Origin of the sequence: Asanoa sp. NPDC050611 (genome assembly GCF_040654855.1) — a bacterium.
Classification (GTDB): Bacteria; Actinomycetota; Actinomycetes; order Mycobacteriales; family Micromonosporaceae; genus Asanoa.
Map to the genome: position 1 here is coordinate 1 of NZ_JBFAIU010000076.1, position 26,200 is coordinate 26,200.

Annotated in this window: 29 protein-coding genes and 1 pseudogene; 18 read left to right on the plus strand and 12 right to left on the minus strand. The window is 72.1% G+C overall.

Annotated features, from left to right (window positions below; all coding sequences use genetic code 11):
- Positions 1-777, minus strand: a 777-nt coding sequence (locus tag AB0H87_RS14630; RefSeq protein ID WP_360144330.1) for an NAD(P)H-binding protein, incomplete at its 3' end; no start/stop codon positions are given.
- A 234-nt stretch (positions 778-1,011) separates the two neighbouring features.
- On the opposite strand from AB0H87_RS14630, the gene AB0H87_RS14635 reads away from it, so the two are divergent.
- Positions 1,012-4,434: a family 16 glycoside hydrolase gene (locus AB0H87_RS14635; RefSeq protein ID WP_360144333.1), complete on the plus strand. Its 3,423-nt coding sequence runs from the start codon at positions 1,012-1,014 to the stop codon at positions 4,432-4,434.
- Positions 4,435-4,453: 19 nt separating this feature from the next.
- Here AB0H87_RS14635 and AB0H87_RS14640 read toward each other — a convergent pair whose 3' ends face one another.
- From AB0H87_RS14640 to AB0H87_RS14650, 3 genes are read right to left on the minus strand one after another with little or no spacing between them, the layout of a single operon-like run.
- Positions 4,454-4,702 (minus strand): hypothetical protein, encoded by a 249-nt coding sequence (locus AB0H87_RS14640; protein ID WP_360144336.1) that lies wholly within the window; start codon positions 4,700-4,702, stop codon positions 4,454-4,456.
- Positions 4,703-4,748: 46 nt separating this feature from the next.
- The gene (locus AB0H87_RS14645) at positions 4,749-5,624 is read right to left on the minus strand and encodes a helix-turn-helix transcriptional regulator (RefSeq protein WP_360144339.1); all 876 of its coding nucleotides are present in this window, start codon (positions 5,622-5,624) and stop codon (positions 4,749-4,751) included.
- Positions 5,625-5,661: 37 nt separating this feature from the next.
- A complete protein-coding gene (locus tag AB0H87_RS14650; protein WP_360144342.1) occupies positions 5,662-5,868 on the minus strand; it encodes a hypothetical protein in 207 nt (68 codons plus the stop codon).
- A gap of 280 nt (positions 5,869-6,148) precedes the next feature.
- On the opposite strand from AB0H87_RS14650, the gene AB0H87_RS14655 reads away from it, so the two are divergent.
- From AB0H87_RS14655 to AB0H87_RS14685, 7 genes are all read left to right on the plus strand, one after another.
- The gene (locus tag AB0H87_RS14655; RefSeq protein ID WP_360144345.1) at positions 6,149-6,364 is read left to right on the plus strand and encodes a hypothetical protein; all 216 of its coding nucleotides are present in this window, start codon (positions 6,149-6,151) and stop codon (positions 6,362-6,364) included.
- An 8-nt stretch (positions 6,365-6,372) separates the two neighbouring features.
- Positions 6,373-6,630, plus strand: coding sequence for a hypothetical protein (locus AB0H87_RS14660; protein ID WP_360144348.1), 258 nt, complete (start codon positions 6,373-6,375; stop codon positions 6,628-6,630).
- 81 nt (positions 6,631-6,711) lie between these two features.
- Positions 6,712-7,500, plus strand: a complete 789-nt coding sequence (locus AB0H87_RS14665) for a class I SAM-dependent methyltransferase (RefSeq protein WP_360144351.1) — start codon at positions 6,712-6,714, stop codon at positions 7,498-7,500.
- A 496-nt stretch (positions 7,501-7,996) separates the two neighbouring features.
- A complete protein-coding gene (locus AB0H87_RS14670; protein ID WP_360144354.1) occupies positions 7,997-8,407 on the plus strand; it encodes a YciI family protein in 411 nt (136 codons plus the stop codon).
- Positions 8,404-9,579, plus strand: a complete 1,176-nt coding sequence (locus AB0H87_RS14675; RefSeq protein ID WP_360144357.1) for a sigma-70 family RNA polymerase sigma factor — start codon at positions 8,404-8,406, stop codon at positions 9,577-9,579. Before AB0H87_RS14670 ends, AB0H87_RS14675 begins: the two co-directional genes overlap by 4 nt.
- 57 nt (positions 9,580-9,636) lie before the next feature.
- On the plus strand, positions 9,637-9,843 hold the full coding sequence (locus tag AB0H87_RS14680) for a hypothetical protein (protein WP_360144360.1): 207 nt from the start codon (positions 9,637-9,639) through the stop codon (positions 9,841-9,843).
- A 122-nt stretch (positions 9,844-9,965) separates the two neighbouring features.
- Entirely contained in the window at positions 9,966-10,478 is a 513-nt protein-coding gene (locus AB0H87_RS14685) for a GNAT family N-acetyltransferase (protein WP_360144363.1), read from the plus strand.
- Between the two features lie 277 nt (positions 10,479-10,755).
- On the opposite strand, the gene AB0H87_RS14690 is transcribed toward AB0H87_RS14685, so the two are convergent.
- Entirely contained in the window at positions 10,756-10,971 is a 216-nt protein-coding gene (locus tag AB0H87_RS14690) for a hypothetical protein (protein ID WP_360144366.1), read from the minus strand.
- On the opposite strand from AB0H87_RS14690, the gene AB0H87_RS14695 reads away from it, so the two are divergent.
- Positions 10,952-11,179, plus strand: coding sequence for a hypothetical protein (locus AB0H87_RS14695; protein WP_360144369.1), 228 nt, complete (start codon positions 10,952-10,954; stop codon positions 11,177-11,179). The two genes, AB0H87_RS14690 and AB0H87_RS14695, sit on opposite strands and share 20 nt — an antisense overlap.
- 6 nt (positions 11,180-11,185) lie before the next feature.
- Here AB0H87_RS14695 and AB0H87_RS14700 read toward each other — a convergent pair whose 3' ends face one another.
- Complete coding sequence (locus tag AB0H87_RS14700) at positions 11,186-12,433, minus strand: M48 family metallopeptidase (RefSeq protein WP_360144372.1); 1,248 nt, start codon at positions 12,431-12,433, stop codon at positions 11,186-11,188.
- A 91-nt stretch (positions 12,434-12,524) separates the two neighbouring features.
- On the opposite strand from AB0H87_RS14700, the gene AB0H87_RS14705 reads away from it, so the two are divergent.
- Positions 12,525-13,613 (plus strand): hypothetical protein, encoded by a 1,089-nt coding sequence (locus tag AB0H87_RS14705; RefSeq protein WP_360144375.1) that lies wholly within the window; start codon positions 12,525-12,527, stop codon positions 13,611-13,613.
- On the opposite strand, the gene AB0H87_RS14710 is transcribed toward AB0H87_RS14705, so the two are convergent.
- Together AB0H87_RS14710 and AB0H87_RS14715 are read right to left on the minus strand one after the other, a co-directional pair.
- A complete protein-coding gene (locus AB0H87_RS14710) occupies positions 13,549-14,790 on the minus strand; it encodes an MFS transporter (RefSeq protein WP_360144378.1) in 1,242 nt (413 codons plus the stop codon). The two genes, AB0H87_RS14705 and AB0H87_RS14710, sit on opposite strands and share 65 nt — an antisense overlap.
- Positions 14,787-15,257 carry a MarR family transcriptional regulator gene (locus AB0H87_RS14715; protein ID WP_360144381.1) on the minus strand — a complete coding sequence of 157 codons (471 nt, stop codon included), beginning with the start codon at positions 15,255-15,257 and terminating at the stop codon, positions 14,787-14,789. Before AB0H87_RS14715 ends, AB0H87_RS14710 begins: the two co-directional genes overlap by 4 nt.
- Before the next feature lie 53 nt (positions 15,258-15,310).
- Here AB0H87_RS14715 and arfB point away from each other — a divergent pair, with 53 nt between their 5' ends.
- The 5 genes from arfB to AB0H87_RS14740 are packed head-to-tail and all read left to right on the plus strand — an operon-like array spanning position 15,311 to position 19,467.
- Positions 15,311-15,736, plus strand: coding sequence for an alternative ribosome rescue aminoacyl-tRNA hydrolase ArfB (arfB, locus tag AB0H87_RS14720; RefSeq protein ID WP_360144384.1), 426 nt, complete (start codon positions 15,311-15,313; stop codon positions 15,734-15,736).
- Positions 15,737-15,761: 25 nt separating this feature from the next.
- Positions 15,762-16,814 (plus strand): ROK family protein, encoded by a 1,053-nt coding sequence (locus AB0H87_RS14725; RefSeq protein WP_360144387.1) that lies wholly within the window; start codon positions 15,762-15,764, stop codon positions 16,812-16,814.
- A gap of 37 nt (positions 16,815-16,851) precedes the next feature.
- Positions 16,852-18,114 (plus strand): GTPase domain-containing protein, encoded by a 1,263-nt coding sequence (locus tag AB0H87_RS14730; RefSeq protein WP_360144390.1) that lies wholly within the window; start codon positions 16,852-16,854, stop codon positions 18,112-18,114.
- Positions 18,111-18,728, plus strand: a complete 618-nt coding sequence (locus AB0H87_RS14735; protein WP_360144393.1) for a hypothetical protein — start codon at positions 18,111-18,113, stop codon at positions 18,726-18,728. Before AB0H87_RS14730 ends, AB0H87_RS14735 begins: the two co-directional genes overlap by 4 nt.
- A gap of 7 nt (positions 18,729-18,735) precedes the next feature.
- Entirely contained in the window at positions 18,736-19,467 is a 732-nt protein-coding gene (locus AB0H87_RS14740; RefSeq protein WP_360144396.1) for an enoyl-CoA hydratase/isomerase family protein, read from the plus strand.
- Here AB0H87_RS14740 and AB0H87_RS14745 read toward each other — a convergent pair.
- Positions 19,456-20,658: a DNA polymerase domain-containing protein gene (locus AB0H87_RS14745; protein WP_360144399.1), complete on the minus strand. Its 1,203-nt coding sequence runs from the start codon at positions 20,656-20,658 to the stop codon at positions 19,456-19,458. The two genes, AB0H87_RS14740 and AB0H87_RS14745, sit on opposite strands and share 12 nt — an antisense overlap.
- A gap of 13 nt (positions 20,659-20,671) precedes the next feature.
- Positions 20,672-21,661, minus strand: coding sequence for an NADPH:quinone reductase (locus tag AB0H87_RS14750; protein WP_360144402.1), 990 nt, complete (start codon positions 21,659-21,661; stop codon positions 20,672-20,674).
- A 166-nt stretch (positions 21,662-21,827) separates the two neighbouring features.
- Here AB0H87_RS14750 and AB0H87_RS14755 point away from each other — a divergent pair, with 166 nt between their 5' ends.
- The gene (locus AB0H87_RS14755) at positions 21,828-23,201 is read left to right on the plus strand and encodes a glycosyl hydrolase family 18 protein (RefSeq protein WP_360144405.1); all 1,374 of its coding nucleotides are present in this window, start codon (positions 21,828-21,830) and stop codon (positions 23,199-23,201) included.
- A 55-nt stretch (positions 23,202-23,256) separates the two neighbouring features.
- On the opposite strand, the gene AB0H87_RS14760 is transcribed toward AB0H87_RS14755, so the two are convergent.
- On the minus strand, positions 23,257-23,877 hold the full coding sequence (locus AB0H87_RS14760) for an NAD(P)-binding domain-containing protein (protein ID WP_360144408.1): 621 nt from the start codon (positions 23,875-23,877) through the stop codon (positions 23,257-23,259).
- A 73-nt stretch (positions 23,878-23,950) separates the two neighbouring features.
- Here AB0H87_RS14760 and AB0H87_RS14765 point away from each other — a divergent pair, with 73 nt between their 5' ends.
- Both AB0H87_RS14765 and AB0H87_RS14770 read left to right on the plus strand, forming a co-directional pair.
- A complete protein-coding gene (locus AB0H87_RS14765) occupies positions 23,951-24,550 on the plus strand; it encodes an iron transporter (protein WP_360144411.1) in 600 nt (199 codons plus the stop codon).
- A gap of 44 nt (positions 24,551-24,594) precedes the next feature.
- Positions 24,595-25,563 carry a phosphotransferase gene (locus AB0H87_RS14770; protein ID WP_360144414.1) on the plus strand — a complete coding sequence of 323 codons (969 nt, stop codon included), beginning with the start codon at positions 24,595-24,597 and terminating at the stop codon, positions 25,561-25,563.
- A gap of 67 nt (positions 25,564-25,630) precedes the next feature.
- On the opposite strand, the pseudogene AB0H87_RS14775 reads toward AB0H87_RS14770, so the two are convergent.
- Positions 25,631-26,200 (minus strand): annotated as a pseudogene (locus tag AB0H87_RS14775) (hypothetical protein); the annotation flags it as partial.

Here is a 26,200-nt window from a genome sequence, read left to right on the forward strand (position 1 = left end):
CGGGGTGTCGGCCAGCGCGCCGGCCGCGATGCCCTCGTCGACCTTCGCCTCGAACGCGGCCGCGGGCTCCGGAACGTCCTGGGCGACCAGGGCGTCCCGGTAGCCGGCCGCGGTCAGGTCGCGGTAGGTCACCGGGTCGCCGGACAGGTCGCTGACGAGGTCGGCCAGCTCCGCCTTGGTGAAGGCGCTGTCGCCGGCCAGCTCGTAGACGCTGTTCTCGTGACCCTCGCCGGCCAGCACCGCGGCCGCCGCGGCGGCGTAGTCGGCCCGCGGCGCCGAGGCGATCCGGCCGCCGCCCGAGGCGCCGATCACCTCGCCCGTCACCGCCGCCCGCCGGGCGACCGGGATGTAGACCTCGCTGTACCAGTTGTTGCGCAGGAAGCTGTACGGAATGCCGCTCTCGGCGATGTAGCGCTCGGTCCGCTCGTGGTCCGGCACCGGGATCGGGGTGTCGTCGGCATGCGCGACGCTGGTGTACGCGAGGAAGCCGGCGCCCGTCGCCCGCGCGGCGTCCACCGCGGCCCGGTGCTGGCGCAGCCGAACCCCCGGCACCGGACCCGAGATCAACAGCACCCGGTCGGCGCCGTCGAACGCGGTGCGCAGCGTCATCGGCCGGTCGAAGTCGGCCAGCCGCACGTCGATGCCGCGGTCGGCCAGGTCGTTGACCCTCTCCGGGCTGTGCGCGGCCGCCACCACCTGAGCCGCCGGCACCCGCAGCAGCAGTTCGTCGATCACCATCCGGCCCAGCACACCGGACGCACCGGTAACGACGATCATGACGTTCCCCCCGTACGACGTCGTTCTTCGCACAACGGTAGCCCTCGGTAACGGCCGCCGTCGGCACCGACGACCCTTTCGGTGGCTTCGGTGCTACTTCTGCTCGGTTGGACGGAAGTTCTGTCGCATCGAAGTTTAGATATGGACAGGTGACCCGGAAGACCCCTACCGTGTGCGCACGTGGTGACGCTTGTCGATGGGTCACCTCGGTCCCTCTACCGTCCCGGAGGAACCATGAGATCCCGGTTATCCCCACTGTCCTGGTTCGCGGCGGCCGGCCTGCTGGTCGGCGGGCTGCTGGTCGCGCCGGCGCCGGCGAACGCCGCCGTCGCGCCGCCGCCGCAGGAGCCCGGTGTCACCCTGCGGGTCTTCGACACGCAGGTGCCGCTCAGCGAGATCTGCGACCTCAAACCCGGCCAGACGCCCAATGTGGACAAGCTGATGCCCACGATCAACTGGACGTCGACCGCCGACTTCGGCGGGTTCAGCGACAACTTCTCCACGCAGGTGATCGGCAACATCAACATCGCCACCGCCGGTTCGTACACGTTCCGGCTGACCAGCGACGACGGCTCCCGCATGCTGATCGACAACAGCCTGGTGATCGACCACGACGGCCTGCACGGCGCCCAGCCGCCGAAGGAGGGCACCGTCACCCTCAGCACCGGCTACCACTCGCTGCTGATCGAGCACTTCGAGCGGACCGTCGACCAGCAGATCACGCTCGACTGGCGCACGCCCGGATCCTCGTCGTTCGTCCTGGTCCCCAACAGCGTGCTCTCCACGGACGCCGGCGTCGTGCGCGTCACCTCGCCGGGCCGCAAGGAATGCGAGGGCATCACGGACTCACCCGGCGACGGCCTGCCGCTGAACGCCGTGCACCCGAACTACACGCTGACCAACCTGCGGCCGAGCGGCTTCCAGCCGCAGGTGTCCGCAATGGACTGGCTGCCCGACGGCCGGCTCGCGATCACCACGTGGGGCGGCAGCGAGACCGTGGCCGGCGAGGTCTACCTGCTGTCGAACGTGCAGAACGCGACCGCGCCGGCCCAGGTGACCTACCAGCGGATCGCGCAGGGGCTGCGGGAGCCGATGGGCATCAAGTACGTCGACGGGAAGCTCTACGTCTCGGAGAAGCACCGGCTCGTGGAGCTCAACGACACCAACGGTGACGGGGTGACCGACAACTACCGGCAGGTCGCGACCTGGCCGTGGGGCGGCAACTTCCACGAGTTCGCGTTCGGGCTGCTCTACCAGGCGCCGTACTTCTACCTGAACCTTTCCATCTCCATCAACTACGGCGGCGCGACCACGAACCCGCAGCCGGCGCCGAACCGCGGCACGACGATCCGGGTCGACAAGAACACGGGCGCCGTCCACTACGTCGCGGGCGGCCTGCGTACGCCCGACGGCATCGGTTGGGGTCCGGAGGGTGGCATCTTCGTCACCGACAACCAGGGTGACTGGCTGCCGTCGTCGAAGCTACTGCACATCAAACAGGACCGGTTCTTCAACCTCAACATGAACCCGCCGGGGCCGTTCCAGAACCAGCCGGTGACGCAGCCCGTGCTGTGGATGCCGCAGAACGAGATCGCCAACTCGCCGAGCACGCCCGTGATGGTCTCTTCCGGACCCTTCGCCGGACAGATGCTGATCGGTGACGTGACCTACGGCGGCCTGCAGCGGGCGTACCTGGAGAAGGTCAACGGTGAGTACCAGGGCGCGCTGTTCCGGCACACGCAGGGCCTGGAGATGGGCGTGCTGCGCACGTCGATCGGCCCGAACGGCGCCATCTACGTCGGCGGCCTCGGCGCGGACGGCAACTGGGGCCAGGAGGGCAAGCTGAAGTACGGGCTGCAGAAGCTGACCCCGAACGGCGGCAACGCGTTCGACATCCTCGCGATGCGGGCGATCACCGGCGGGTTCGAGCTCGAGTACACGCAGCCGGTGTCGGCGGCGACCATCGCCTCCCTGGCCACGACGTACACGGTCAAGCAGTGGCGGTACGTGCCGACACAGAACTACGGCGGCCCGAAGGTCGACGAGCAGACGCTGTCGGTCGCCTCGGCCGTCGCGTCGGCCGACGGCCGCAAGGTGACGCTGAAGGTCAACGGCCTGCAGGCGGGGCGCGTGGTGTACGTGCGGTCGCCGCGCCCGTTCACGGCGGCGAACGGCCAGGAGCTGTGGAGCACGGAGGCGTGGTACACGCTCAACGCGCTCGTGGGCGGCCCGCAACAGCCGGGCGGCGTGCTGGAGGCCGAGTCGGCGGTGCTGTCGGGTGGCGCCATCGTGGCGTCCGACCACCTGAACTACACCGGCTCGGGCTTCGTGGCGGGCTACGGCACACAGGGCGCGACGACCACCTTCTCCGTCTCGGCGGCGGCCGCCGGTGCGTACGACGTGAACCTGCGGTATTCCAACGGTCCCAACGGCGGGACCGGAACCAAGACCGTCTCGTTGTACGTCAACGGCACGAAGGTGCGCCAGGTCGGCCTGCCGTTCACCAACAACTGGGACACGTGGGCGACGAAGACGGACCCGGTCAACCTGAACGCGGGCGCGAACACCATCGCATACAAGGTGGACCCTGGTGACATCGGGCACGTGAACCTCGACCACATCACGGTGACCGGCGGGCCGTCGGTCAACCTGGCGCTCAACAAGCCGGCCACATCGGACAGCGCGTGCGCGTCGAACGAAGGCCCGGCGAAGGCGGTCAACGGCAGCGTCACCGGTGGCAACACCGACAAGTGGTGCTCGCTCGGCTCGTCGAAGTGGATGCAGGTCGACCTCGGCGCGGCCACGTCGGTGAACCGGGTCGTGCTCAAGCACGCGGCCGCCGGAGGCGAGAACGCGGCGTGGAACACGCGGGACTTCAACCTGCAGGTCTCGACGAACGGCACGTCATGGTCCACAGTGGCCACGGTGACGGGCAACACGGCTTCGACGACGACGCACACGTTCACCGCGGTGCAGGCCCGCTACGTGCGGCTGAACGTGCAGACACCGACCAGCTCCGGCGACGGCGCGGCCCGGATCTACGAGCTGGAGGTGTACGGCGGCTCGGGCGGCCCGGCCCGCACGGTCCTCTTCGACGGCACCGCGGCGTCGATGACGGCGAACTGGCAGCACACGGACGGCCGCAACCCGACGTGGACGATCACGGGCGGCGGCATGCAGGTCAACGGCGGCGACATCCGGACGCGGCAGAGCTACGGCGACTACAAGCTGCACGTGGAGTTCTGGCTCCCGTTGTACGGTCCGGAGGTGACGGGCCAGGCCCGGGCCAACAGCGGCGTGTATCAACAGGACCGCTATGAGCTGCAGGTCCTGGACTCGTTCGGCGACACGTCACTGGGCAACGACGAAGCGGCGGCGATCTACCAGAAGAAGGCCGCGGACGTGAACGCGGCGACGGCACCGGAGACGTGGCAGACGTACGAGATCACGTTCCGGGCGGCCCGGTTCAACGGCTCCACGAAGACCGAGGACGCGCGGATGACGGTGGTCTGGAACGGGGTGACGGTGCACAACAACGTGGCCGTCAACGGCCCGACGGGTGGGGGAGCGGCGGAGGCGAACACTCCGGGCCCGATCCGCCTACAGGACCACACGAACCCGGTCCGCTACCGCAACATCTGGATCGAACCGGCGTAACCGACCGTCGGGCGCCAGGTCACCCGGCCTGGCGCCCGGCCTCCAACAGGCGGGCTACGAGAGCCTCGGGGACGGCGACCAGCACCTCGTCGGCCGCCAGCGCGATGCCGGCGGCCGCGGGATCCACCGCCCGCCCCTGCACCACGTAGGTGCCGTCGCCGGCGCGGTAGATCGTCGGACAGCTTCCACCGCCACACGCCAACGTTGCGACGGTCGCCAGCTCGGTCTTCTCCGGATCGGGGGGAGGTGACTTCGCGTGTCCAGTCATGTTCTGACGGTAGGAGCACACCCGCGAGGCCGGCAAGAGTGGCGTTTCAGCGGCCGTGTCGCATCGCCCGCAGGTAGCGGTCCATGTGCCGGTCGAGCAGCGGGTCGATGTCCGTGATCGCCGCCTCCGTGAGCGCGTCGAAGGCCTGCCGGTAAGCCGCGGTGTCCCGCTTTCCGCCCGTCGATATCGACGTGTTGAGCAGGTCGATGATGACGACGTCGTCGTCGACCAACACGAAGCCACTCATCGGGAGGATCCGTACGTCGGAGTCGGTCGGAAGCAGCCCGACGGTGACGTTCTCCTGCTTGGCGACCTCGCGCAGCCGTTGGATCTGCGCCGGCATGTATTCGGGCGCGCACACCCGGCTCTCGAGGACCGCCTCCATGATCAGGAAATGGAAGCGTCGCTCCGGGTAGGTGAGGATCTCCTGGCGGGCCATCCGCGCCGCCACGGCTTCGGCCACAACGGCGTGGGCGGCGGCGTCGAGCGGAGTGATCACGTGTTGGTAGCTGGTGAGCACCGCGCGGGCGTACTCACTCGTCTGTAACAGGCCAGGGACCACCGTCGGTTGGAACACCCGCAGTTCGGTGAGTCGGGCCTCGATCTCGCCCATGTCTTGTTGGCGTCCGGGGAGCGACACGGTGAACGCCCGCCAGTCGGTCATCATGTTCTGCGCGTGCTCGGCGCGCGCCACGAGATGGCGCACGAGTTCGTCGGGCGCGTCCAGGGCCCGCGCCACGCGCTCGATGTCGGCGGGGTCGGGCAGGCCCACACCGTTCTCCAGCCGCGAGATCTTCGGCTGGCTCATGCCCACGAGCTTGCCCAGCTCACGGCCGGTCAGGTTCTTTGCCCGGCGTAGGCGGGCCAGGGTCGGGCCGAGCGAGTCGTCCGAGTCGAAGTGAGCGCCATGCGTAGGGGACACAGAGCGCTCCCTTCTCCGTGGTGGACGCGAAGCCGGTTCACGACATCGCGCGGGCGGCACTCCTCAGGACCTCGACGGGAATCTCGACGAGCTGCTCACCGGCGGGAACGGCCACGCCCGACGCTTCGGCCGGGACCGTGTATCCCTGCACGACGATCGTGCCGCGACCGCTCTCGTAAATGGTCGGGCAGCTGCCGCCCGTGCAACCGGTGGTGGAAATGACCCGCAGGTCAAGCTCGCTCATAGGCATATTCACTTGCCGGAGTCTCATTCAAGATCATCGGATAGTCAATCGCCCGCGCCGACCGATTCGCCCGTTCGAGGTCCTATGTGGGATTGCTGGCGTGGAGACAGCGAACCGCTAGGCCGCGATATGGACGCTACCACTCAGCCATATGGCACTCTAGCCCCGTTTTGAGCAGTTGAATTCGCGCCTGGTGAATACGTGCATGTGACCTTGAATGTCGATCATGGATAGTGAATACCTGAACGCTCGCTCGGCCCGACGGTGTGAGGTGATCATCGTGAGTCTTGCGGACCTGTGGACGTCGTTCGACGACTACCCCTATGTGTATCTGGCCGGCGCCGCGGTCGTGCTGCTGCTGGCGCTGCGAGCCGCGCGGCAGGCGCTGGTGCCGGTGGAGCCGCTTGTCCGGGCGTTGGCCGCCATCGTCGGCGTGGCGTTCGCCGCCGGGGTGGCGTTCGTGCTGGTGGTCGCCGTCGTCGTCAGCGGAAGCTGAGCATCGCCATGACGGACATCGCGATCATCGCCGCGGTGGCGGCGTTCGTCGGCGTCGTCGTGCTGGTCGAGTTGGCTTCGGCCGTGCTGCCGTTGGTCATCATTCTTGCCTGCGTACCGCCGCACGAGCGACCGGTCCTGCTCGAGCTGGTCGCGGCCACCGGCGGCGGGGGCCGGTTGCGGGTCTTCCGGACGCTCCGCCTTGTGGGTGCGACCCGCCGGAGTACCCCTTACACCCACACGCGGGACACCCGGGTGGGTCGCTGAGAGTCGGGGGGGGTGACGGATGCGAAATCCGTTCACTCGATCGGGGGCAATCGATGGCAATTGCCGGATACTGTTGCCCCCGTGCTGGGCGACAGATGGTCGGAACGGGACGCGTACGACGCCTACATGGGCCGGTGGAGCCGGCGCGTGGCGCCGCTGTTCGTGCGTTGGCTGACGGCGCCGGCGGGGCGGCGCTGGCTTGACGTGGGTTGCGGCACCGGGGCGTTGAGCGGTGCCGTGCTCGCCGCCACCGCGCCCACCCAAGTGACCGGTGTGGACAGTTCCCCGGCGTTCGTGACCGCGGCCGCCGACCGGGTCGGTGACCCCCGGGCGCTCTTCCGCGTCGCCGACGCGACCGCGCTGCCGCTGCCGGACGGCGTTTTCGACCTCGCGGTGAGCGGCCTGGCGCTCAACTTCGTCGCGGAACCGCGACGGGCGGTCGCCGAGATGACGCGGGTGACGGTGCCGGGCGGCACGGTCGCGGCGTACGTCTGGGACTACGGCGACGGCATGGAGATGCTGCGCTACTTCTGGTCCGCGGCGGCGAAGATCGACCCGACCGCACCGGACGAGCTGGAACGGTTCGCCTCGGTCTGCCGCCCGGACCCGCTCCGTACACTGTGGATCGGCGCCGGCCTGTCCGGCGTGACGGTCGACGCGGTCTCGATCCCGACGGTCTTCACGGGTTTCGACGACTACTGGACCCCGTTCCTGGGCGGCCAGGGGCCGGCGCCGGGCTTCGTCGCCCACCTCGAGCCGAGCGACCGCAACCGCCTGCGGGATCTGCTCCGCTCCCGACTGCCGGCGACCCCCGACGGCTCGATCCGCCTGACGGCCCGAGCCTGGACGATCCGCGGCACAGCCACGTGACCCGGTCCGATCGGTCGTCGCATCATCTGGTTGCGCTGCGTGCGCTTCAAACCGGGTCCGACCCCGCCTGGCGAGTGTCCGCGCTCTTCGTTGCTGGCACGTGGCGGCCGCGTCTCACCGGGCTCGCGTCCGACGCGGCAATTTGGCGAATCGACCGCCTGCATTGCTTAGCAAAGCCGCCGTGGCCCACGGCCGACGGCCTGGTTTGGCGGTCGCGGCCGGACCCAGGGCCCGCCTTCATCCCACAGAGGTCCGGCTGGTTGGAAGTCCGGCCAGGTCTGGCGGTCATGGTCGCTCCTTGAGCCAAATCACGGCCGCCCGCAGCTGCCATGTCCCGATGGCCCAGGCTCGTTGCAGCAGGGCGCGGAGGCCGAGCCGAACCAGGCCGCAGCAGATGTGCGTCGAAATCAGCGGCAGCAGCCGACCGAGATGTGTCCGGAAGCGGGCGGCCGCTTCGTCCGTCGGGTAGAAAGGCAGACCCGAGGAGGAGCGCATCATGACCAAGTACCTGCTGATCGTCGACTACGACGGTGGCGACGTGACCGAGCCCATGACCGACTGGACGCCCGACGAGGTCAAGGCGCACATGGACTACTACGCCGCCCTGCGGGAGGAGTTGCTGCAGAGCGGCGAGCTCGTCACCCAGGAGGCGTTGACCGGGCCCGAGCTGGCCAAGGTCGTCCGGTCCGACGGGCGTAACGCGCCGGTGGTCACCGATGGGCCGTACGCCGAGTTCAAGGAGATGCTCGCCGGCTATCAGCTCGTCGACGTCGACTCCGAGGAGCGGGCGATCGAGATCGCGGCCCGGATCTCCGCGGTGCCCGGGCCCGGTGGGCGGCCGCAGCGGCAGCCGATCGGGGTTCGGCGGGTCATGGGCGACGCGGACTTCGATCTGCTGCTGGGATGAACGACGAGCTGACCGACCTGCTGCGCGGCCTCGCGCCGCAGGTCGTCGGCGTGCTCACCAGGCGCTGTGGCGACTTCGCCGCCGCCGAGGACGCCACCCAGGAGGCGCTCATCGCCGCCGCCGCGTGCTGGCCCGGCGACGGCGTTCCCGACAACCCGCGCGGGTGGCTCATCCGTGCCGGTGAGCGCAAGCTCGTCGACCAGGTCCGCGGGGAGCAGGCCCGGCGGCGGCGCGAGGCGCTCGTCGCCGCCCGGGAGCCGGCCGAACCCGCGCGGCCCGTCGACCGCGACGACTCGCTGGCCGTACTCCTCATGTGTTGTCATCCCGCCCTGCCCCCCGCGTCGGCGATCGCGCTCACCCTGCGTGCCGTCGGCGGCCTGAGCACGGCGGAGATCGCCGAGGCGTTCCTCGTGCCCGAGGAGACCATGACGCGAAGGATCAGCCGCGCCAAGAAGATCATCCGTGACGTCGGCATCCAGGACCGCCGGGAGGTCACCCCCGAAGCCCGTCGCGTCCTTTACCTGATCTTCAACGCCGGTCACCTGCGGCGGCGGGAGCTCTCCGCCGAGGCCATCCGCCTGACCCGCATGATCCAGCGCCCGGACGACACCGAGAGCGCCGGCCTCCTCGCCCTGATGCTGCTCAGCGAGGCCCGCCGCCCGGCCCGCGCCACGGCGGACGGCGACCTCGTGCCCCTGGACGAGCAGGACCGCACCCGCTGGGACCAGGCGTTGATCAAGGAGGGCACCCGGCTGCTCGACGCGGCCTTCCGCCAGGGCAGCGTGGGCGAGTACCAGCTCCAGGCCGCCATCGCCGCCCTCCACGACCGGGCCGAGCGCGCCGCCGACACCGACTGGCCGCAGATCCGCGCGCTCTACGGCGTGCTCGAACGGATGACCGCGAGCCCCGTCGTCACCCTCAACCACGCGGTGGCGACCGCGATGGTCGACGGCCCCGCCGCCGGCCTGGCCATGCTCGCCGAACTCGACCGGCGGCTGCCCGACCACCACCACCGGCTCCACGCGGTCCGCGCCCACCTCCACGAGCTGGCCGGCGACCAGGCCACCGCGCTCGACCACTACCGGGCCGCCGCCGCCCGCGCCACCAGCGCCGCCGAGCAGCGCTATCTCACGTTGCGCGCCGCGCGGTTGGCCCGGCGCGCCGCGACCTGACCAGCCGCCGCAGCCCGCCAAAATGGAGCGCAGTGCAGTGAGACGGGGGCGGTGCGGGTGAACACGAACAACGCTGCGAGCGAGGTCCGCTGGGTCTACCGCCCACCGCGCAACCGCCGTTCGCCCGAAGCCGGGCCGGACCTGTCCGGCGCGCCGGTCTTCGGCGTCAGCGTCGCTGACGAGGCCGGCCTGGTCGACGTCATCCTGACCGACGGCACCCGCATCACGGCCCGCGCCGCGGACGTCGTCGCCGAACCGATCTGAGGGACGGTTCGACAAGACCACAACCGCTGGGCTCGGGTCCGTCGTGGGCGCGACCGTCGCTCCCGCCAGACAACGCTGCGCTGCCAGGTTCGCGGTGGGTCACCGTCGGTAGGGTGCGGCTGGTGACCGTACCCCCGGCGACAGCACGCCTCGCGTTCCGCGAGATGACGGACGACGACCTCGACGACATGGCCGCGCTGCTCGGTGACCCCGCGGTGATGGGCTACTACCCACGTCCGTACACCCGGTCGGAAGCCGGCGACTGGATCGCCTGGAACCGGCGGCTCTATCGCGACCACGGCCACGGGCTGTGGATCGTCTCGCTGCGGGAGACCGGTGAGTTCGTCGGTGACTGCGGCCTGACGCCCCAGACGATCGACGGCGTGACCGACGTCGAGGTGGGCTACCACGTGAGAAGTGGGCTCCAGGGTCGTGGCCTCGCGACCGAGGCGGCGGCGGCCTGCCGTGACCACGCCCGCGACGTCGTCGGCACCGACCGCCTGATCGCGATCGTGCACCCCGACAACCGCCCGTCCCGGCGTGTGGCCGAGAAGATCGGCCTCCACCTGGAGAAATCCACCGTCAACGGCCGCGGCACGCCGGTCGTGATCTATGCGACGAATTTCGATCTATGAGGCATAAGCTCTGAGGCTTCGATGCCACGAGCGCCGGCCGCTACCGCATCCGCCGCCGCGCCACCGGCGCCGAAGCTCGGTGACTTCGACCTGCGGCCCGCGAGCAACGCCACCGCGCTGACCCAGCGCGTGCAGGAGCTCGACGCCCAGCCGCCGAAGCTCGGCGTGCAGAACACCCTGGCGCAGGCCAGCCGCGACGGCACCGCCATGTCCGGGCAGGGCGCCATCTGCAACCCCCCGGCGCGGTCGACACGAAGGAGCGCAACCTCGACGCCGTCTACAGCTTCTGCTTCGACCCGGTCGACAGCGGCACCAACGGCGGCGACGCCGGTGCCAACGGCAACGACCCGAACAGGACCGGTCGCGTCGCGAACTGGCCGCTGGACTCGCTCAGCGGCCTGCCCGCGATCTCGCCGGACGGGCGGTGGAAGGCGAACAGTGCGTACCGGTTGCCGGTCCCGAACGTGCAGGGCGTGGTCGCGCACGGGAGCACGTACTACCTCAACCGCAGCCACGGCACGGACGTGCCCGACCAGAACGACAACGGCGACCTGCTGGCGGTCGACCGCGCCGAGCGGCAGCACGGGCACCCTCGGCACACCGGTGCGGCGCACCGCGCCGGTCGGACCCGAGGACCTCCCCTACTGGTCCGGGTTCATGACGTTCGGCGACGGATGGTGTACGCGACGCCGGCGTTCTGACGACGCTCACATCTCGTACTGCTCGGCCAGCTCCTTGCGCAGCGTTTCGGCGTACGGCGCCAGCTCGCGGACGACCGTCGCCCACTCCGCGTCGTTGACGGTCACCGCGGGCGCCGTGTCCGGCAGCGCCGAGACGAACTGGTGCCGGCGGCCGGTCGACGGGTGGCTGCTGAACAGCGACGCCTCCGTGCGGATCGTGAGCTGGCGCAGCGTGCCCGTCCGGCTCTCGTTGCGGGCCCGGCTCAGCGCGACCCGCTCGCGCCACTCGGCCATCGCGTAGCCCTTGCGCGCGACACCGCTGATCGCGCCGTGGAACAGCGGGAACGCGGCCGTCGCGTCCAGCAGACCCAGCGTCGCCGCGCGCCCGGCGGCCCGCACGGCGAGCCGGTCGGCCTCCTGTTCGGCGCGCCGGTCGTCGCGCGCCGCCGAGACGTGGATCGTCGCGTGCACCGCGAACGCGAGCCACGACAGCATTCCACTCACGAGGCGCCACACCTCGTAGACGATCAGGTACAGGCCGAGCAGGTCACGCTCCATACCGGACACCCGGCTCGGCCGCAGGCCGCTGGCGATGTGCCCGAACGTGACCCGGGCCGGCATGGTCAGCATCCGGCGGCGGGAGTCCCGGTTCGCGAAGTGGCCCAGCTCGTGCCCGAGCAACGCGACCAGCTCGCCGCGCTCGACGCTGGCCACCAACGGGATGCCGAGCGTCAGGATCCGGCGTTGCCGGATGCCGGCGACCGTCGTCCACGCGCCCCACAGCCCGGGTTCCACCGCGACGATGTCGGGGCGCGGCGCGCCCGTCGCCGCCGCGACGCGGTCGATGAGGGCGTGCAGCGCGGGTGCGCGGTCGGCGTCGAGCCGGTAGAGACCCTTGAGGATGGTCCTGACCCGCCCGAGCCGGGGCCGCACCAGGTACGCCACGAGGAGCAGCAGCAGGCCGATCACCACCGGCCCGGCGACCAGCAGCCAGATGGCCGCGACGACGGCCGCCGCCGGCACCGCGAGCAGCACCGCGGAGACCGCCACCAACAGCCCGTGGCCGCCGCCGGGCCGGACCGGTGTGCCGGTGGCGAGCAGCTTGTCGGCCCGGAAACCGGCGCGGTGGTCACGGGTGCGGATCTGGCGGTAGAACCAGGTCGAGTGCTCGATCGGGGCGAGCGCGTCGAGGTTCCACTCGCAGCGCGGGCACCACGGCGGCTCGTCCTCCTCGACGGCCAGCGGCACGGCGCAGGTGGGGCAGGTATCGGTCACCGGCGAATTCTGGGGCGCAGTTGATCATCGGTCAATCGGCCGGGCGGTGGAGCGGTAAGCATTAATAAGCACCACGGCGTACGCGATCGGTGTGGAGAATCCCGGTGTGGTGGTCGCGTTGCCCTGGGCGGTGGCGCCGACGCTCGCCCTGGGCGCGGGGTGGGCGGCCATCGGCGCCGGCCGACGCGCCTGGCTCGGCGAGTTCGCGAGCCACGACGACGCGCTCGCGGGCCTGTGCGCGGCCGCGGGAGTCACACCGGAACTGGCCGCCGTCGACCTGCACCCCGGCGACCCGGCCCGCGGCTGGGCGGCCCGTGCCGGCCTCCGGTTGCGCCCGGTGTCCCGACACCACGCCCTGATCGCCGCGACGATGGCCGCGCACGGGTTGGGCGTGGACGAACAGGTGATCGGCTTCGCCTTCGACGGCGGCGGCTACGGCCCGGACGGCGCCGTCTGGGGCGGCGAGGTGCTGGTGGCGGGCTACAAGGGCTTTCGCCGGCCGGCTCACCTTGAGTACGTGCGCTGCGTGGGCACTACCCGACCGCACCGCACCGCGCTGGCCCACCTCCGCCACGCGGGCGTGCCCTGGGATTTGGACCTGCCGCCGGTCCGCGCGTGCTCGACCCGCGAACGCCGAATCCTGGCCAACCAACTGGACTCTGGCTTCGGCTGCGGCGCCACCTCGAGCGTCGGCCTGCTGCTGGCCGCGATCGCCGACCTGCACGGCCCGGCCGCGCCTCACGATCCCGAGGCGACAAGCGGTGTAATCAGTCCCGAGCCGTATCCAACGGGAGGTGGGGATTCCGGCGGGCCGGTCCGGGCGGGGAACGCGGTGAATGCCGCACCGCGCGGGGCGGGCGGCGTCGACGGAGACCAGCCCTATCCCACGCGGGGTCTCGATCCGGGCGGCATCGTCCGGGCGGTCGTCGCGGACCTTCGGGCCGGTGTGCCCGCGGCGGTGATGGACAACCGCGTGCGGGCCACCCTGGTCGCGATCGTTGCCGAGCAGGCGCGCCGGCGTGCCGACGAGACCGGGATCGGGGTCGTCGTGTTGGCCGGCGACGTGTTCGACGATCCCGCGCTCGCCGTCGCCGCACGGCACGCGTTGCGGGAATTCACGGTGTTGGCTGGCCGGCCGCCGCTGGTGCTAGGACAGTTGCTCTGCGCAGCGGCCGGCTGAGGGCCGCCAACGCGGCCGTGCCGGCCAGGCACGTCAGGCCCCCGATCACCAACGCCGCGCCGCCCGAGGTGGCGGACGCGACCAGGCCCGCCCGCAGGTTGCCCAGCTCCGGACCCGCCACCCCGACCACGTGTTCCAAGGCCGCCACCCGCCCCAGGTAGGCGTCCGGTGTGGACGATTGCACGACCGTGCCCCGGGCCACCACCGCCCACGTGTCGGCCGCGCCCGCCAGGGCCAGGCAGGTCAGCACCGCCGGCAGCGTCGAGACCACACCCGCCAGTGCCAGCGCGCCGCCCCAGACCAGGCCGCCGGCCAGCAGCACCATGCCCGGCCGGGGGAGGCGGGTCGCCGCGCCCGACAAGAGAGACGCGATCGCGCCGCCGACGCCGATCGCGGTCAGGAACAGGCCCAGGGTGGTCGGCGAGCCGCCGAACTTCTCCTGGTTCACCACCGGGAACAGGGCGACCGGCATCGCCAGCAGCGTGGCGCAGAGGTCCGCCAGCAGCGCGCCCGCCACCGGCCGCGTGCGTACCGCGAAGGCGATCCCGTCCCGCACCGCCCGCAGACCGGCACCGCCCGACGACGTGCCGGTCACCCGCGGCAGTCCCGCGATCCCGAACAGCGCCGCCCCGAACGACGCCGCGTCGACCACGAAGCACACGGGTGCGCCCGCGAAGGCCACGACCACGCCGGCGCAGGCCGGGCCGAGCAGCATCGCGAGCTGGAACGACAGGTGGTTGAGGGCGAGCCCGGCGGCCAGCCGCTCGGGCGGCAGCAGCAGCGGGACGAACGCGCGCAGCGCCGGCGCCGACAGCGCGGACAGCGCCGAGTGCACGGCGGCCAGCGCGAGCATCACGCCGACCGGCGACGCGGTGACCGCGGTGACCGCCATCAGCAGGCTGGTGGCCAGCAGGCCCCAGGTCGCGCCCGCGGCCATCCGCCGCCGGTCGACGTGGTCGACGAACGCGCTGCCGAGCAGGGCCACCGCGACCAGCGGCACCGCCGTCACCAGGCCGAGCAGGCCGACCAGCGCCGGGTTGTGCGTCTGGTCCCAGACGTAGAAGACGACGGCGAAGCCGCCGAACTGCCCGCCGAAGCCGGACAGGGTCTTGCCCAGCCACAGCCGGCGGAACGTGGCGTGGCGCAGCGGGCGCAGGTCGAGCAGCGCGCCCTTCACGGCTTGAAGTTGGCGCGCAGCCGGTCCGCGAACGACCGCTGTTCCAGCGCCCGCCTGATGTCCTCGACCACGCGGGTCAGCGGGTACGGCAGCTCCGCGTCCAGCTCACGCACCGTGGTCTCGGTGGCCCGCCACTCCGCCGCCAGGAAGGGCACCAACGAAGCGCCGCGGGGGGAGAGCTTGATGCGCCGGGTCCGCCCGTCGACGTTGTCCGCGTCCTCGACGAGCCCGGCCCGGCGCATCGCGGCCACGGTCTGGCTCATCGCCGAGTGGGTCACCGATGTCCGGTCGGCCAGCTGCTGGATCGTCAGCGGCTCGTGCCGGGACAGCTGGATCATCGGCCCGACGAACCGGGTGCGCACGTCGCCGATGCCGGCCTCGTCGTACAGCGCCGCGATCTCGCGGTCCATGCCGTGCAGCAGCGCCCAGACGGGTCCCCAGTGGCTGCTGTCGAGAAGGTCTGCCACGGCGTACGATGTAACAGCACTTATATAAGCACTGTCAAGTCTATCCTGGCCGCATGGCACCCCTGACCATCCGCCCCGGCGTGGAGATCCCCGAGGCCGAGCTCCACTGGCGGTTCTCCCGCTCGTCCGGGCCCGGCGGTCAGGGTGTCAACACCGCCGACTCCCGTGTCGAGCTGAGCTGGGACCTCGACGCGACCAGCGCGCTCGGTCCCGTGCTCAAGGACCGCGCCCGCGAGCGGCTGGCCAACCGTCTGGTCGGCGGCGTGCTCACCGTCGCCGCCTCGGAGCACCGGGCCCAGCTGCGCAACCGCGAGGCCGCGCTGGCCCGGCTGGCGGCGCTGGTCGCCCGGGCCATCGAGGCGCCGCCGCCACCACGCCGCGCGACCCGCCCGTCACGGGGCGCCAAGGAGCGCCGGATCGCTGACAAGAAGAGGCGCGGAGAGGTCAAGCGCCTGCGGCGACCGGAGGAGCGCGGGTAGCCCGTACCCGTGGCACGATCGGCTGATGAGCGACAGCGTGCGGGCGGTCGAGGGTGACCGGTGGGTGGTCGTCGGCCTCGACAACGGCGGCAATGCCAACAACGCGACCGTGCTCGACTCGGCCGGCGACTTCCTGGTCGAGGGCCTGCTGGAGAGCCCGAGCCGGGTCAAGGAAGGCCCGGTCGTCGCGGTCCGGGCGCTCGCCGAGGCGTTCGACAACGTGCTCACGCAGACCGGCGTGCCCCGGGCGGCCGTGCGCTCCGTCGGGCTGGACACCCCGGGCCCGGCCAGCGCCACCGGCGTCATCTCGGCCAAGGGCTCCACGAACTTCGTCGACCCGGCCTGGCGGGGGTTCGACGTGCGGGGCGCGCTCGAGGAGCGGCTCGGGCTGCCGGTCGTCTACAACAACGACGGCAACGCCGCCGCGCTGTACGCGCACCACGTCCACTTCGGACTCATGGGGCCCACCCGGTCGTCGGTCTCGGCGATCGTCGGCACCGGGCTCGGCGGCGGTGTGATCGAGGCCGGCCGGATCGTCTCCGGCGCGGCCGGCATGGCCGGTGAGCTGGGGCATGTGCACATCCCGATGCGGGGCCTGCTCGACGTGGGCCAGCCGCTGCCGGACTGCAACTGCGGCTTCGACGGCGACGCCGAGAGCGTGGCCTCGCTGACCGGCATCGAACGCAACCTGCTGCCGTACTGGCTGGCGAGGTATCCCGACCACCCGCTGGCCAAGGAGGCCTCGCTGGCCACGGCGGCCAAGCTGGTCCGGGGCCTGGGTGAGGCGGGCGACCCGCTCGCCCGCAGGATCTTCGAGCAGCAGGCCATGGCGATCGGCCGCCTGTTCACCATCGCCGCCAACTTCACCGACCCGGACGCCTACTTCGTCGGCGGCGGCGTGGTCCAGGCGGGCGCGGCGTTCGGCCAGTGGTTCCTCGAGCAGGTCGAGCGGCACACCAGCCTGCGCGACGAGCAGAAGCAGGTGGCGACGTTCGCCCTCGTCCCCGACCTCGACATGGCCGGCGCGCGGGGCGCGGCGCTCGCGGCCCGCCAGTCGGTGCCGCGCGGCACGACCTGACAGGTATCAACACGGGGGTCGCCGGCGTCCGGGTGGCATGACTGTGTTCACCCTGGCACTGCTCGCCGCCGTGGTCGTGGCAGCCGTCCTCGTGGGTCGGCGCCGCCGCCGGCCCGCGGCGCCCGCACCGCGCGGCGACGACGGTGTGCCCACGTTCCGGGTCGTCACCCTCGGGCCGCGCGGATCGGGCAAGACGCTGCTGCTCGCCAGCATGTACCACCAGATGCAGACCTGGGGCGGGCGCGGCTACTTCCTCGCCGCTCCCCGGGAGCAGGTGGCGCTGCTCAACCAGTGGTTCACGGAGGTCGAGGACCCGGGCCGGGACTGGCCGGCCGGCACGGTGACCGCCGACACCCGCGAGTTCACCTTCGACGTGCGCACCCGCGGCAGTTCGGGCGCGCTGCACACGGTGCTCAAGCTCAGCTATCTCGACTACGCCGGGACGCTGCTGACCTCGCCGCCCGAGCCGGGCTCCACGCTGTGGAAGGACCTCGACGACCGGATCGAGCGCGCCGACGCGCTGGTCGCGGTCATCGACGGGCACCGCGTGCGGCAGTGGGTCGACGGGCGGCGCGAGGGCCAGATGGGCCTCCAGCACGCGCTGACCGCGATGATCAGCCGCATGCTGGTGGTGGAGAAGCCGGTCACCTTCGTCATCACCAAGTGGGACCTGCTCCGCGACGTCGACGCCGACGAGGACGGCCGGCTGCGCACCGTACGCAAGCTGCTCATGACCAACCAGGGCTTCCGCGACCTCGTCCAGGAGCACAGCGCGCGCCGCGTGGTCCGGATCGTCCCGGTCTCCGCCGTCGGCCCGGCGTTCGCCGAGCTGGACGAGTCCGGCGCGATGACCAAGCTGCCGGACGGGCTGCTCGAACCCACCAATGTGGACGTGCCGCTGGCCGCCGTCGTACTGGACGTCTTCGAGCAGATCATGCTCCGGCTCGACCAGGCCAAGCTGTCCGCCGAGTTCGCCCGGCTGCGGCGGGCGACCCGGCGGTCGTCCGGCGAGGCGTTCGCGGAGCTCGGCGCGACCCTGATCCGGTCCGGCAACCGGGTGATCGGCGCGCTGAACCCGCTCTACTCCTCGCTGGTCGGGCTGGCCGCCGCCGACGTGATCCGCCGTCAGGAACAGGCGGCGGCCGGCCACGACGCCCAGGTCGCCCGGCTGCTCGACGAGGCCGAGGCGCACATCGAGGAGTTCCAGCTCGCCCAGCGCAAGGTGATCCGCGAGTTCCGCAGCCGGGTCGACGTGCTGGAGGGCCGGCTGTCCAGCTCCCGCCTCGGCGGGACGCCGTGACCGGGCGCGTGTGGCCCGTCGCGGTCGCGGCAGGCCGGCGCCGCGACTACAGCACGGTGCTCGCCCCGGAGATCATCTCCACGGAGTACGGCGTGCTGGTCGAGTCGCTCAGCCCCGGCCCGACCGGCGGCCCGGCGCGGGTGCGGGCGCTGACCACGGCCAGCGGGGCCCGGCTCACGGTCGCCTACCGCACCCACCCGCTGACCACGGCGGACGGGCGCCCGCTGCGGGACGAACAGGGCCGACCCCTGCTGATGATGTACGGCCTGGCCCGCACCGGCACCACCACCTCGCCACCGCCCGAGGCCGACCTGGACCGCGCGCTCGGCCCGGCGCTCGCCGCGTACCGCGAGTTCCTGGCCGGTGAGGAGGCGTTCCGCGCGCTGCCGTCGCGGGCCGTGCCGGTCGACTGGCCGGGCGGCGCCGCGGCGACGCGACCGCCGGACCGCAGGCTGTTCCGCGCCGGGCTCGCCGCACTGGCGGTCGTCGCCGTCGTCGCACTGCTCGGCTGGTTCCTCCTCCGCCCCGGCGACGGACCGGGCGGCTGCCGGACCGAAGGGATCCCGACCTGTGCACCGACCACACTGGACCCGCCCCGGTCGCCGATGGGATGATCACGCGGTGATCAGCGTCGAAGAACGCGGCTCCGTCCCGGTCGTGACGATCGCGAACGGCCCGGTCAACGTGCTCGACCTCGAGACGCTCCGGGAGCTGACGGCCGTCCTCGTCGGCCTGGAGAGCGCACCCGCCCTGGTGGTCACCGGCGCGGGTCGGGCGTTCTCGGCCGGCGTCGACCTCAAGCGGCTGATCGAGGGCGGCGAGTCGTACACCCGCGAGTTCCTCCTCGAGCTCGCCGGCGTCTTCCGGGCGGTGTTCGACCACCCCCGCCCGATCGTCGCCGCCGTCAACGGCCACGCCATCGCCGGCGGCTGCGTGATCGCCGCGGGCTGCGACTACCGGTTCATGTCGGCCGGCACGATCGGCGTGACAGAACTGCTGGTCGGTGTGCCGTTCCCGGGCGCGGCGCTGGAGGCGATCCGGTTCGTCACGGGTCCGCGTACCGCCGCGCTGGTGCTCACCGGTCGCACGCTGAAGCCGGCGGACGCGGCGGCGGTCGGGCTCGTCGACGAGGTGGTCGCGCCCGACGCGCTGCTCGAGGCGGCGCTCGCACGGGCCGAGGCGTTCGCCGCGATCCCGGCGGCCAGCTTCACGATGACGAAGCGGGCGCTGCGCGCCGAGGCGAGCCGCCTGATGGCGGACGGCTCGGTCGACGAGGTGATCGCGGCCTGGAACAGCCGGCCGGTCCGCGCCGCGATCGAGGGCTACGTGGCCGGCCTGGCGTCACGATCCTGAGCCGGGCGCCCAGGGGTTGTAGTCGACCTCCAGCGGCTCCTGTTCCGGCCGCTCCGGCTCGGGCACGTGCTGGAGGTTGACCCGGATCCGGTACCAGATCGAGCTGCGCCCGCGCATCCCGTCGACCAGCACGTCGGCGGGCTGCAGGTAGCCGACGATCGCGGCGTGCCGCTGCTTCCAGCGGTCGAGCGCCGCGAGCGACTCGTCCTTGGTCTTCGACCGGGCGATCTCGATGAGCGGCCTCGTCTGCTGCCGGCGCCCCTCGCCCTTGGGCGGCTTCTCGGCCGGGCCGAGCCGGCGGGCCAGGTCGAGCAGCGGCTCCAGCGAGCCGCGGGCCGACTCGATGCCGGTCCAGGCGTCGCCGCGCTCCGCCCAGCGGTCGAGCACGGTGGTCAGCGTGAAGTCGGCGGGCCGGCAGTCGGGCACCTCGTCCCAGGTGAGGGGAGTGGAGACCCGGGCATCGGGCAGCGGGCGCACGGAATAGGCCGAGGCGACCGTGCGGTCCTTGGCGTTCTGATTGAAGTCGACGAAGACGCCCTCCCGCTCCTCCTTCCACCAGCGCGCGGTGGCGAGGTCCGGCACCCGGATCTCCACCTCGCGGGCCACGGTCTCGGCGGCCAGCCGGACCTCGCGGTAGCTCCAGTTCGGATCGATCCGGGCGTAGATGTGGAAGCCGCGCGACCCGGAGGTCTTCGGCCAGGCGGTCAGCCCGTGCTCCTCGAGCACCTCGCGGGCGACCAGGGCCACGTCGACGATCTGGCCCCACTCGACGCCGGGCATCGGGTCGAGGTCGACGCGCAGCTCGTCGGGATGGTCGAGGTCCTCCGCGCGTACCGGATGCGGGTTGAGGTCGATGCACCCGAGGTTGACCACCCAGGCGAGCCCGGCGGCGTCGCGGACCACGGTCTCCGCGGCCGAGGTGCCGGAGCGGTAGTGCAGCTCGGCGACCTCGATCCAGTCGGGTCGCTTGGCCGGTGCCCGCTTCTGCCAGATCGCCTCCTCGCCCAGCCCCTTGACGAAGCGCTTGAGCACCATCGGCCGCCCGCCGACGCCGCGCAGCGCGCCGTCGGCCACGGTCAGGTAGTAGCGGACCAGGTCGAGCTTGGTGTGGCCGGCCTCGGGGAACACCACCCGGTCAGGGTTGGTGATCGTCACCTCGCGCCCGGCGACCGCCAGCACTTCAGACGCCACAAGCCCACCCTAGTCAGAGCACGTCTTCGTCGACGGCGATCAGGACCTTGCCGACCGTGCCCGCCTGCACCGCGTCGTGGGCCCCGGCCGCCTCGGCCAGTGGGAAGACCGTGGTCGGCGGGGGAGTGAGCAGGCCGCCGGCGAGTGCGGCGGTGATGTCGGCGGCGGCCTGCGGGAACGCCTCCTCCGGCATCGTGTAGAGCAGCACGAAGCGCAGCAGCAGGTTGCGGTTCATCAGCTCGCGCACCGTCAGCTCGGCCGGCTGCGGCTCGGCGGCGTAGCAGGCGATCGTCGAGTGCGGCGCGGCGACCGCGAGGTCCAGGACCAGGTTGCTGGCCAGCGCCACCTCGATGATCCGGTCGACGCCCTCGGGCGCGACGGCGCGGATCTCGTCGCCCGCACCGGGCGCCCGGTAGTTCACCACGTGCACGGCGCCGGCCTCGCGGGCCAGCTCGGCCTTGGCCTCGCTGGACACCGTGCTGATCACGGTCGCGCCCGCGGCCAGCGCCTGCTGGATCGCGTAGCGGCCGACCGCGCCGGCGCCGCCCGCCACCAGCACCGTGCGGCCCTCGAGCGGGCCGTCGGCGAACAGGCAGCGGTGCGCGGTCACGGCGGGCACCCCGAGGGTGGCGCCGAGCTGCATGGACGCGTTGTCGGGCAGCGGGACGGCCTGGTCCGACGGGATCACCGTGTACTGCGCCGCCGAGCCCCAGGGCCGGCGGTAGGCGGCCATGTAGAGCCACACCCGCTCGCCGATGCGGGCCGGGTCGACACCCGGGCCGACCTCGTCGATCACGCCCGCGCCGTCCTGGTTGGGCACCTGGAAGTGGTGCGTGCGGGGTTGCGGCACCATGCCGGAGCGCGCTTTCCAGTCGGTGGGGTTCACGCCGGAGTACGCGACGCGCACCCGCACCTCGCCCGGCCCGGGGCTCGGCGTCTCGATCTCCTCCGTCCGCAGCACGTCGGCGGCGGGACCTGGCTCGTAGTAGACGGCAGCGCGCATGGTCGACAGCTTAGTCAGCACCCCAATACATCCATTGACTTGAATAGTAAAGTTTCCTAAGCTTTTGCCACCTCGAGGCCCATCGGCGGGACCACCCACCCCCGCCGCAGACGCGCGTACCTCCGCCCGACTCCACGAACGAACGCGCCCTCGAAAGGCCCCCACCATGACCAGAAGACTCGCCGCGGCCGTGCTCGCCACCGCGACCGCGGTCGCCGCCGGCACGCTCGCCGTGCTGGCCGCGCCGTCGCCCGCCCAGGCCGCGGTGCTGCCCAACGGCTTCAAGAGCGTCGGCTACATGCCCTCCTGGGCCGGCAGCGCCGGCAACATCCAGTACTCCAAGCTGACCCACATCAACTACGCGTTCGTGCTGCCCACGGCCGGCGGCGGACTGACCGCCGTCGAGAACCCGAGCAAGCTGCAGCAGATCGTCAGCTCGGGCCATGCCGCCAGCACCAAGGTGCTCATCGCGATCGGCGGCTGGAACGACGGCAACGACTCCGCCTTCGAGCAGATGGCCGGGAACGCCGGCGCCCGCACCACGTTCGTCACCAACGTCGTCAACCTGGTCAACCAGTACAACCTGGACGGCGTCGACATCGACTGGGAGTACCCGGACGCGGGCACGAGCGGCAACAACTTCACGGCGCTGATGTCGCAGCTCAGCTCGGCCATGCACAGCCGCGGCAAGCTGCTCACGGCGGCGGTGGTCTCCGGCGGCGGCACCGCGCAGGGCGTGCAGCCGGCCGTCTTCGGCTACGTCGACTTCCTCAACATCATGACGTACGACGGCGGCTCGCCCCACGCCAACTACAACTGGACGATCGACAACATCAACGCGTGGAAGTCGCGTGGGCTGCCGGCGAGCAAGGCGGTCGTCGGTGTGCCGTTCTACAGCCGGCCCGGCGGCATTCCGTACAACCAGATCATCGCGCAGAACCCGGCGTACGCGAACCAGGACTGCGCCACGATCAGCGGCGTCCAGCAGTGTTACAACGGCCTGCCGACCGTGCGCGCCAAGACGCAGTGGGCGATGGCCAACGCCGGCGGGATCATGAACTGGGAGCTGTCCCAGGACCCCAACAACGCCAACTCGCTGGTCAGCGCCATCTACACGGTGGCGACCGGCGGTGGCGGCCCCACCAACCCGCCGACCGGGCGCACCGGCCGGATCACCGGCCTGGCCGGCAAGTGCGTCGACGTCGCGGCGGCCAGCACCGCCAACGGCGCCGCGGTGCAGCTCTACACCTGCAACGGCACCAACGCGCAGACGTGGACGGTGGGCACGGACGGCACGGTCCGGGCGCTCGGCAAGTGCATGGACGTGGCCAGCGGCTCGACCGCCAACGGCGCCAACGTGCAGCTGTGGGACTGCAACGGCTCCGGCGCGCAGGTCTGGCAGGGCCAGTCCAATCAGACGCTGCGTAACCCGCAGTCCAACAAGTGCCTCGACGTCCGCGACAACAACAGCGCCGACGGCACGCGCCTGCAGATCTGGGACTGCTTCGCCGGCGCCAACCAGCGCTGGGTCCTGCCCTAGAAATCCCAGCATCGGGTACGGCGGGAGCACCCTCCCGCCGTACCCGATGGGCGCTCTACCGGGTCGCCTCGGCGATGGCCGCGCGTGCGGCCGGCGCGTCGAGGTTCGCGTTGTAGACCGGCGTGCCGGGTTCCTGCCGCCAGCTGTCGTCGAGGGTGCCGCCGTCGACCGCGTCGAACCCGAGCGCCTCGACCAGCTCGGAGACGACCCGCGTGGCCTCCGCGTCGTCGCCCGCGACCGGCACCGCGATGCGCCCCGGCGTCCCCGCCGGCACCCCGGCCTCGCCGAGCGGACGGAAGTTGATCGTGTTGAACGCCTTGACGACGCGGGCGCCGGTCAGGTGGTCCGCGGTCCAGCGGGACGACGGAGTGCCCCGGTCGATCTCGGCGATCCGCCCGTCGCGCTGCGGGTAGTAGTTGTCGGTGTCCACGACGATCTTTCCGGCGAACGCGTCCCGGGGCAGCTCGGGGACCGCCCTGGTCGGGATCGAGATGATCACCAGGTCGTGGTCGGTGGCCTGGGCGATCGTGCCGGCCGTGACGCCGGGCTCACGCTCGAGCTGTTCCAGGGACTCCGGGCCGCGCGAGTTGGCCACGAGCACGCTGTGGCCGAGGGCGCCGAGCCGGCGGGCGAGCGTACCGCCGATGTGGCCGGCGCCGATGATTCCGATCTCCATACTTCCGGGAACATACCCGGCGTCCGTGATCTGCCAGCGGTTTTCCGGGCCATCGGGTGGGTACCCGCGCGGTATGACGAGCGAACCGACCTACCCGCCGATGGAGGAGAGCAACGAGGCCACCCGCGACGAGCTGCGGGTCGCGCGGGAGCAGGGTGACGCGTACGGGCACGCGATCGGCGCGATGGCCGACGAGGACGGCGCCGCGACCGCCCGGGCCGGCGACTACCTCGTGGCGTTCGTCAACGAGGACGCGGAGGGCATGTACATGCTCGAGGACGGCGTCCTGCTCTGGCGCGAGGCGGCACCGGACGCGAACGTGCACCTGGAGGTCGCGGTCGCCGACGCGGGCGACGGCCGGTTCGTGCCGGGCCTGCGGGTGCACGTCGACGTCGAGCGCGACGGCAGGCCGGTCCTGACCAACGTCGAGCTGCCGTTCCTGTGGCACCCGTTCCTGTACCACTACGGCGGCAACGCGAAGGTGCCCGACGAGGGGCCCTACGACGTGACGGTGCGGATCGCGGCGCCGACGTTCATGCGGCACGACCCGGTCAACGGCAAGCGCTACGCCGACCGGGTGGACGTGCGGTTCGAGGGCGTGACCTTCGCCAACGGCCGCAAGGAGAGCCCGGAGGGTTCGCCCCGCGGCCAGGACGCGCCGACCGCGAGCTGAAATCCGGTTTCACCCAGGCCCGCGTGCGGTCTAGCGTTGCCCGCGTGCGCGAGGCTCCGAGCGGATCCACAGTGGACGGCAACGACTGGCACGACCCGGTGTGGCGGGCGGCCGCCGAGGCCTGGATCGCCGACCACCTCGACGAGCCGGTCACCGGCCCGATCGAGCTGACCCGCGTGCGGCCGTGGTCGGTGAGCCTGCGCGTCCCGACCGCCCGCGGCCCGTTCTGGTTCAAGGCCAACACGTTCGGCTGCCGCTACGAGGCGGCGCTCGCGTCGGCCCTGGCCTGGTGGGCGCCCGGGTCGGTGCTGGTGCCGGTCGCGATCGACGCCGACCGGGGCTGGCTGCTGACCGCCGACGCGGGCCCGATCCTGCGCGAGTCGGCGCCGACGCCGGACGACTGGGCGGCCCTGCTCGCCACCTACGGTGAGCTGCAGCGGACGCTGGCGCCGCGGGCCGACGAGATGACCGGCCTCGGCGTGCCCGACGTGCGGCCGGCCGCGCTGCCCGGCCTGCTCGCGGACCTGCTCGCCGACCCGGCCGTCCGCGCCGACCTCGGCGCGGCGCGGCTCGCCGCGGTGCAGGGCGTCGCGCCGGCGTTCGCGGACTGGTGCGCGGAGCTGGCGTCCGACGGACTGGGCGCGTCGCTGCAACACGACGACCTGCACGACGGCAACGTGTTCACCAGCGGCCGGTTCTTCGACTGGGGCGACGCGAGCGTGGCGCACCCGTTCGGCACCCTGCTCGTCACGCTCTCGTCGGCGGGTTACGCCTTCGACCTCAAGCCCGGCGCACCGGAGCTGCTCAGGTTGCGCGACGCCTACCTGTCGGGCTGGCCCGGCGACCCGGCGGCCCTGCGCCGGTCCGCGACGCTGGCGTGCCGGGTGACCCGCGTCAGCCGCGCGCTGTCGTGGCGGCGGGCGCTGGACCGCTCGGCGCTGCCGCTGGACGACGACGTCCGCACGGCACCGGCCGAATGGCTGGCTGAGCTGACCGAACCCGACATCGTCTAGCGGACTCGGGTCCGCGGTGGGCGCGACCGTCGCTCCCGCCAGACACCAGGTCCGCCGCCGGTCGCGCTCAACCCGAAACGGCGGTGACCGTCAGCGCGCTGTAGTGCATCGTGAAGCCGCCACCGAGGGCGTCGAGGGCCGCGCCGGTCTCGGCCAGCAGTGTGGCGAGGCGGTCGGCCGGCAGGCGGGTGAACAGCCCCTGCGTCGGCAGCACGTCGAGCCACTCGGCGCGGGTGTAGTCGCGCTGCCAGTCGTCGCGCCAACGGTCCGGGGTGGCGAAGCCCGCGCGGGTCATGCCGGCCGCCGCCGTGGCCACCCGGGTCGACGCGCTCTCCGGGTGCAGGCCGTGCACCAGCAGCAGGCTGGCCACCAGCTCGTCGGCGGCGAGCGCGTCGAGCACGTCGTCGCCGAGCGCTCCCCGCTCGTGCAGGAGCTCCAGCAGGCGTTCCAGTCCGGCGCCGTAGAGGTCGACGACCAGCCGGACCAGTTCCTCGGCCCGTTCCCGGGCCACCGCCCCGCCGGCCGCACTCGCCGTGATCAGCGCCTCGATGCGGTCGCCGGCCGTCCAGCCGGGATCGGTCGGGGTGACCACCGCTGCCACGCCCTCGATCCCGGCGAGCCCGTCGGCCGCGGCGGG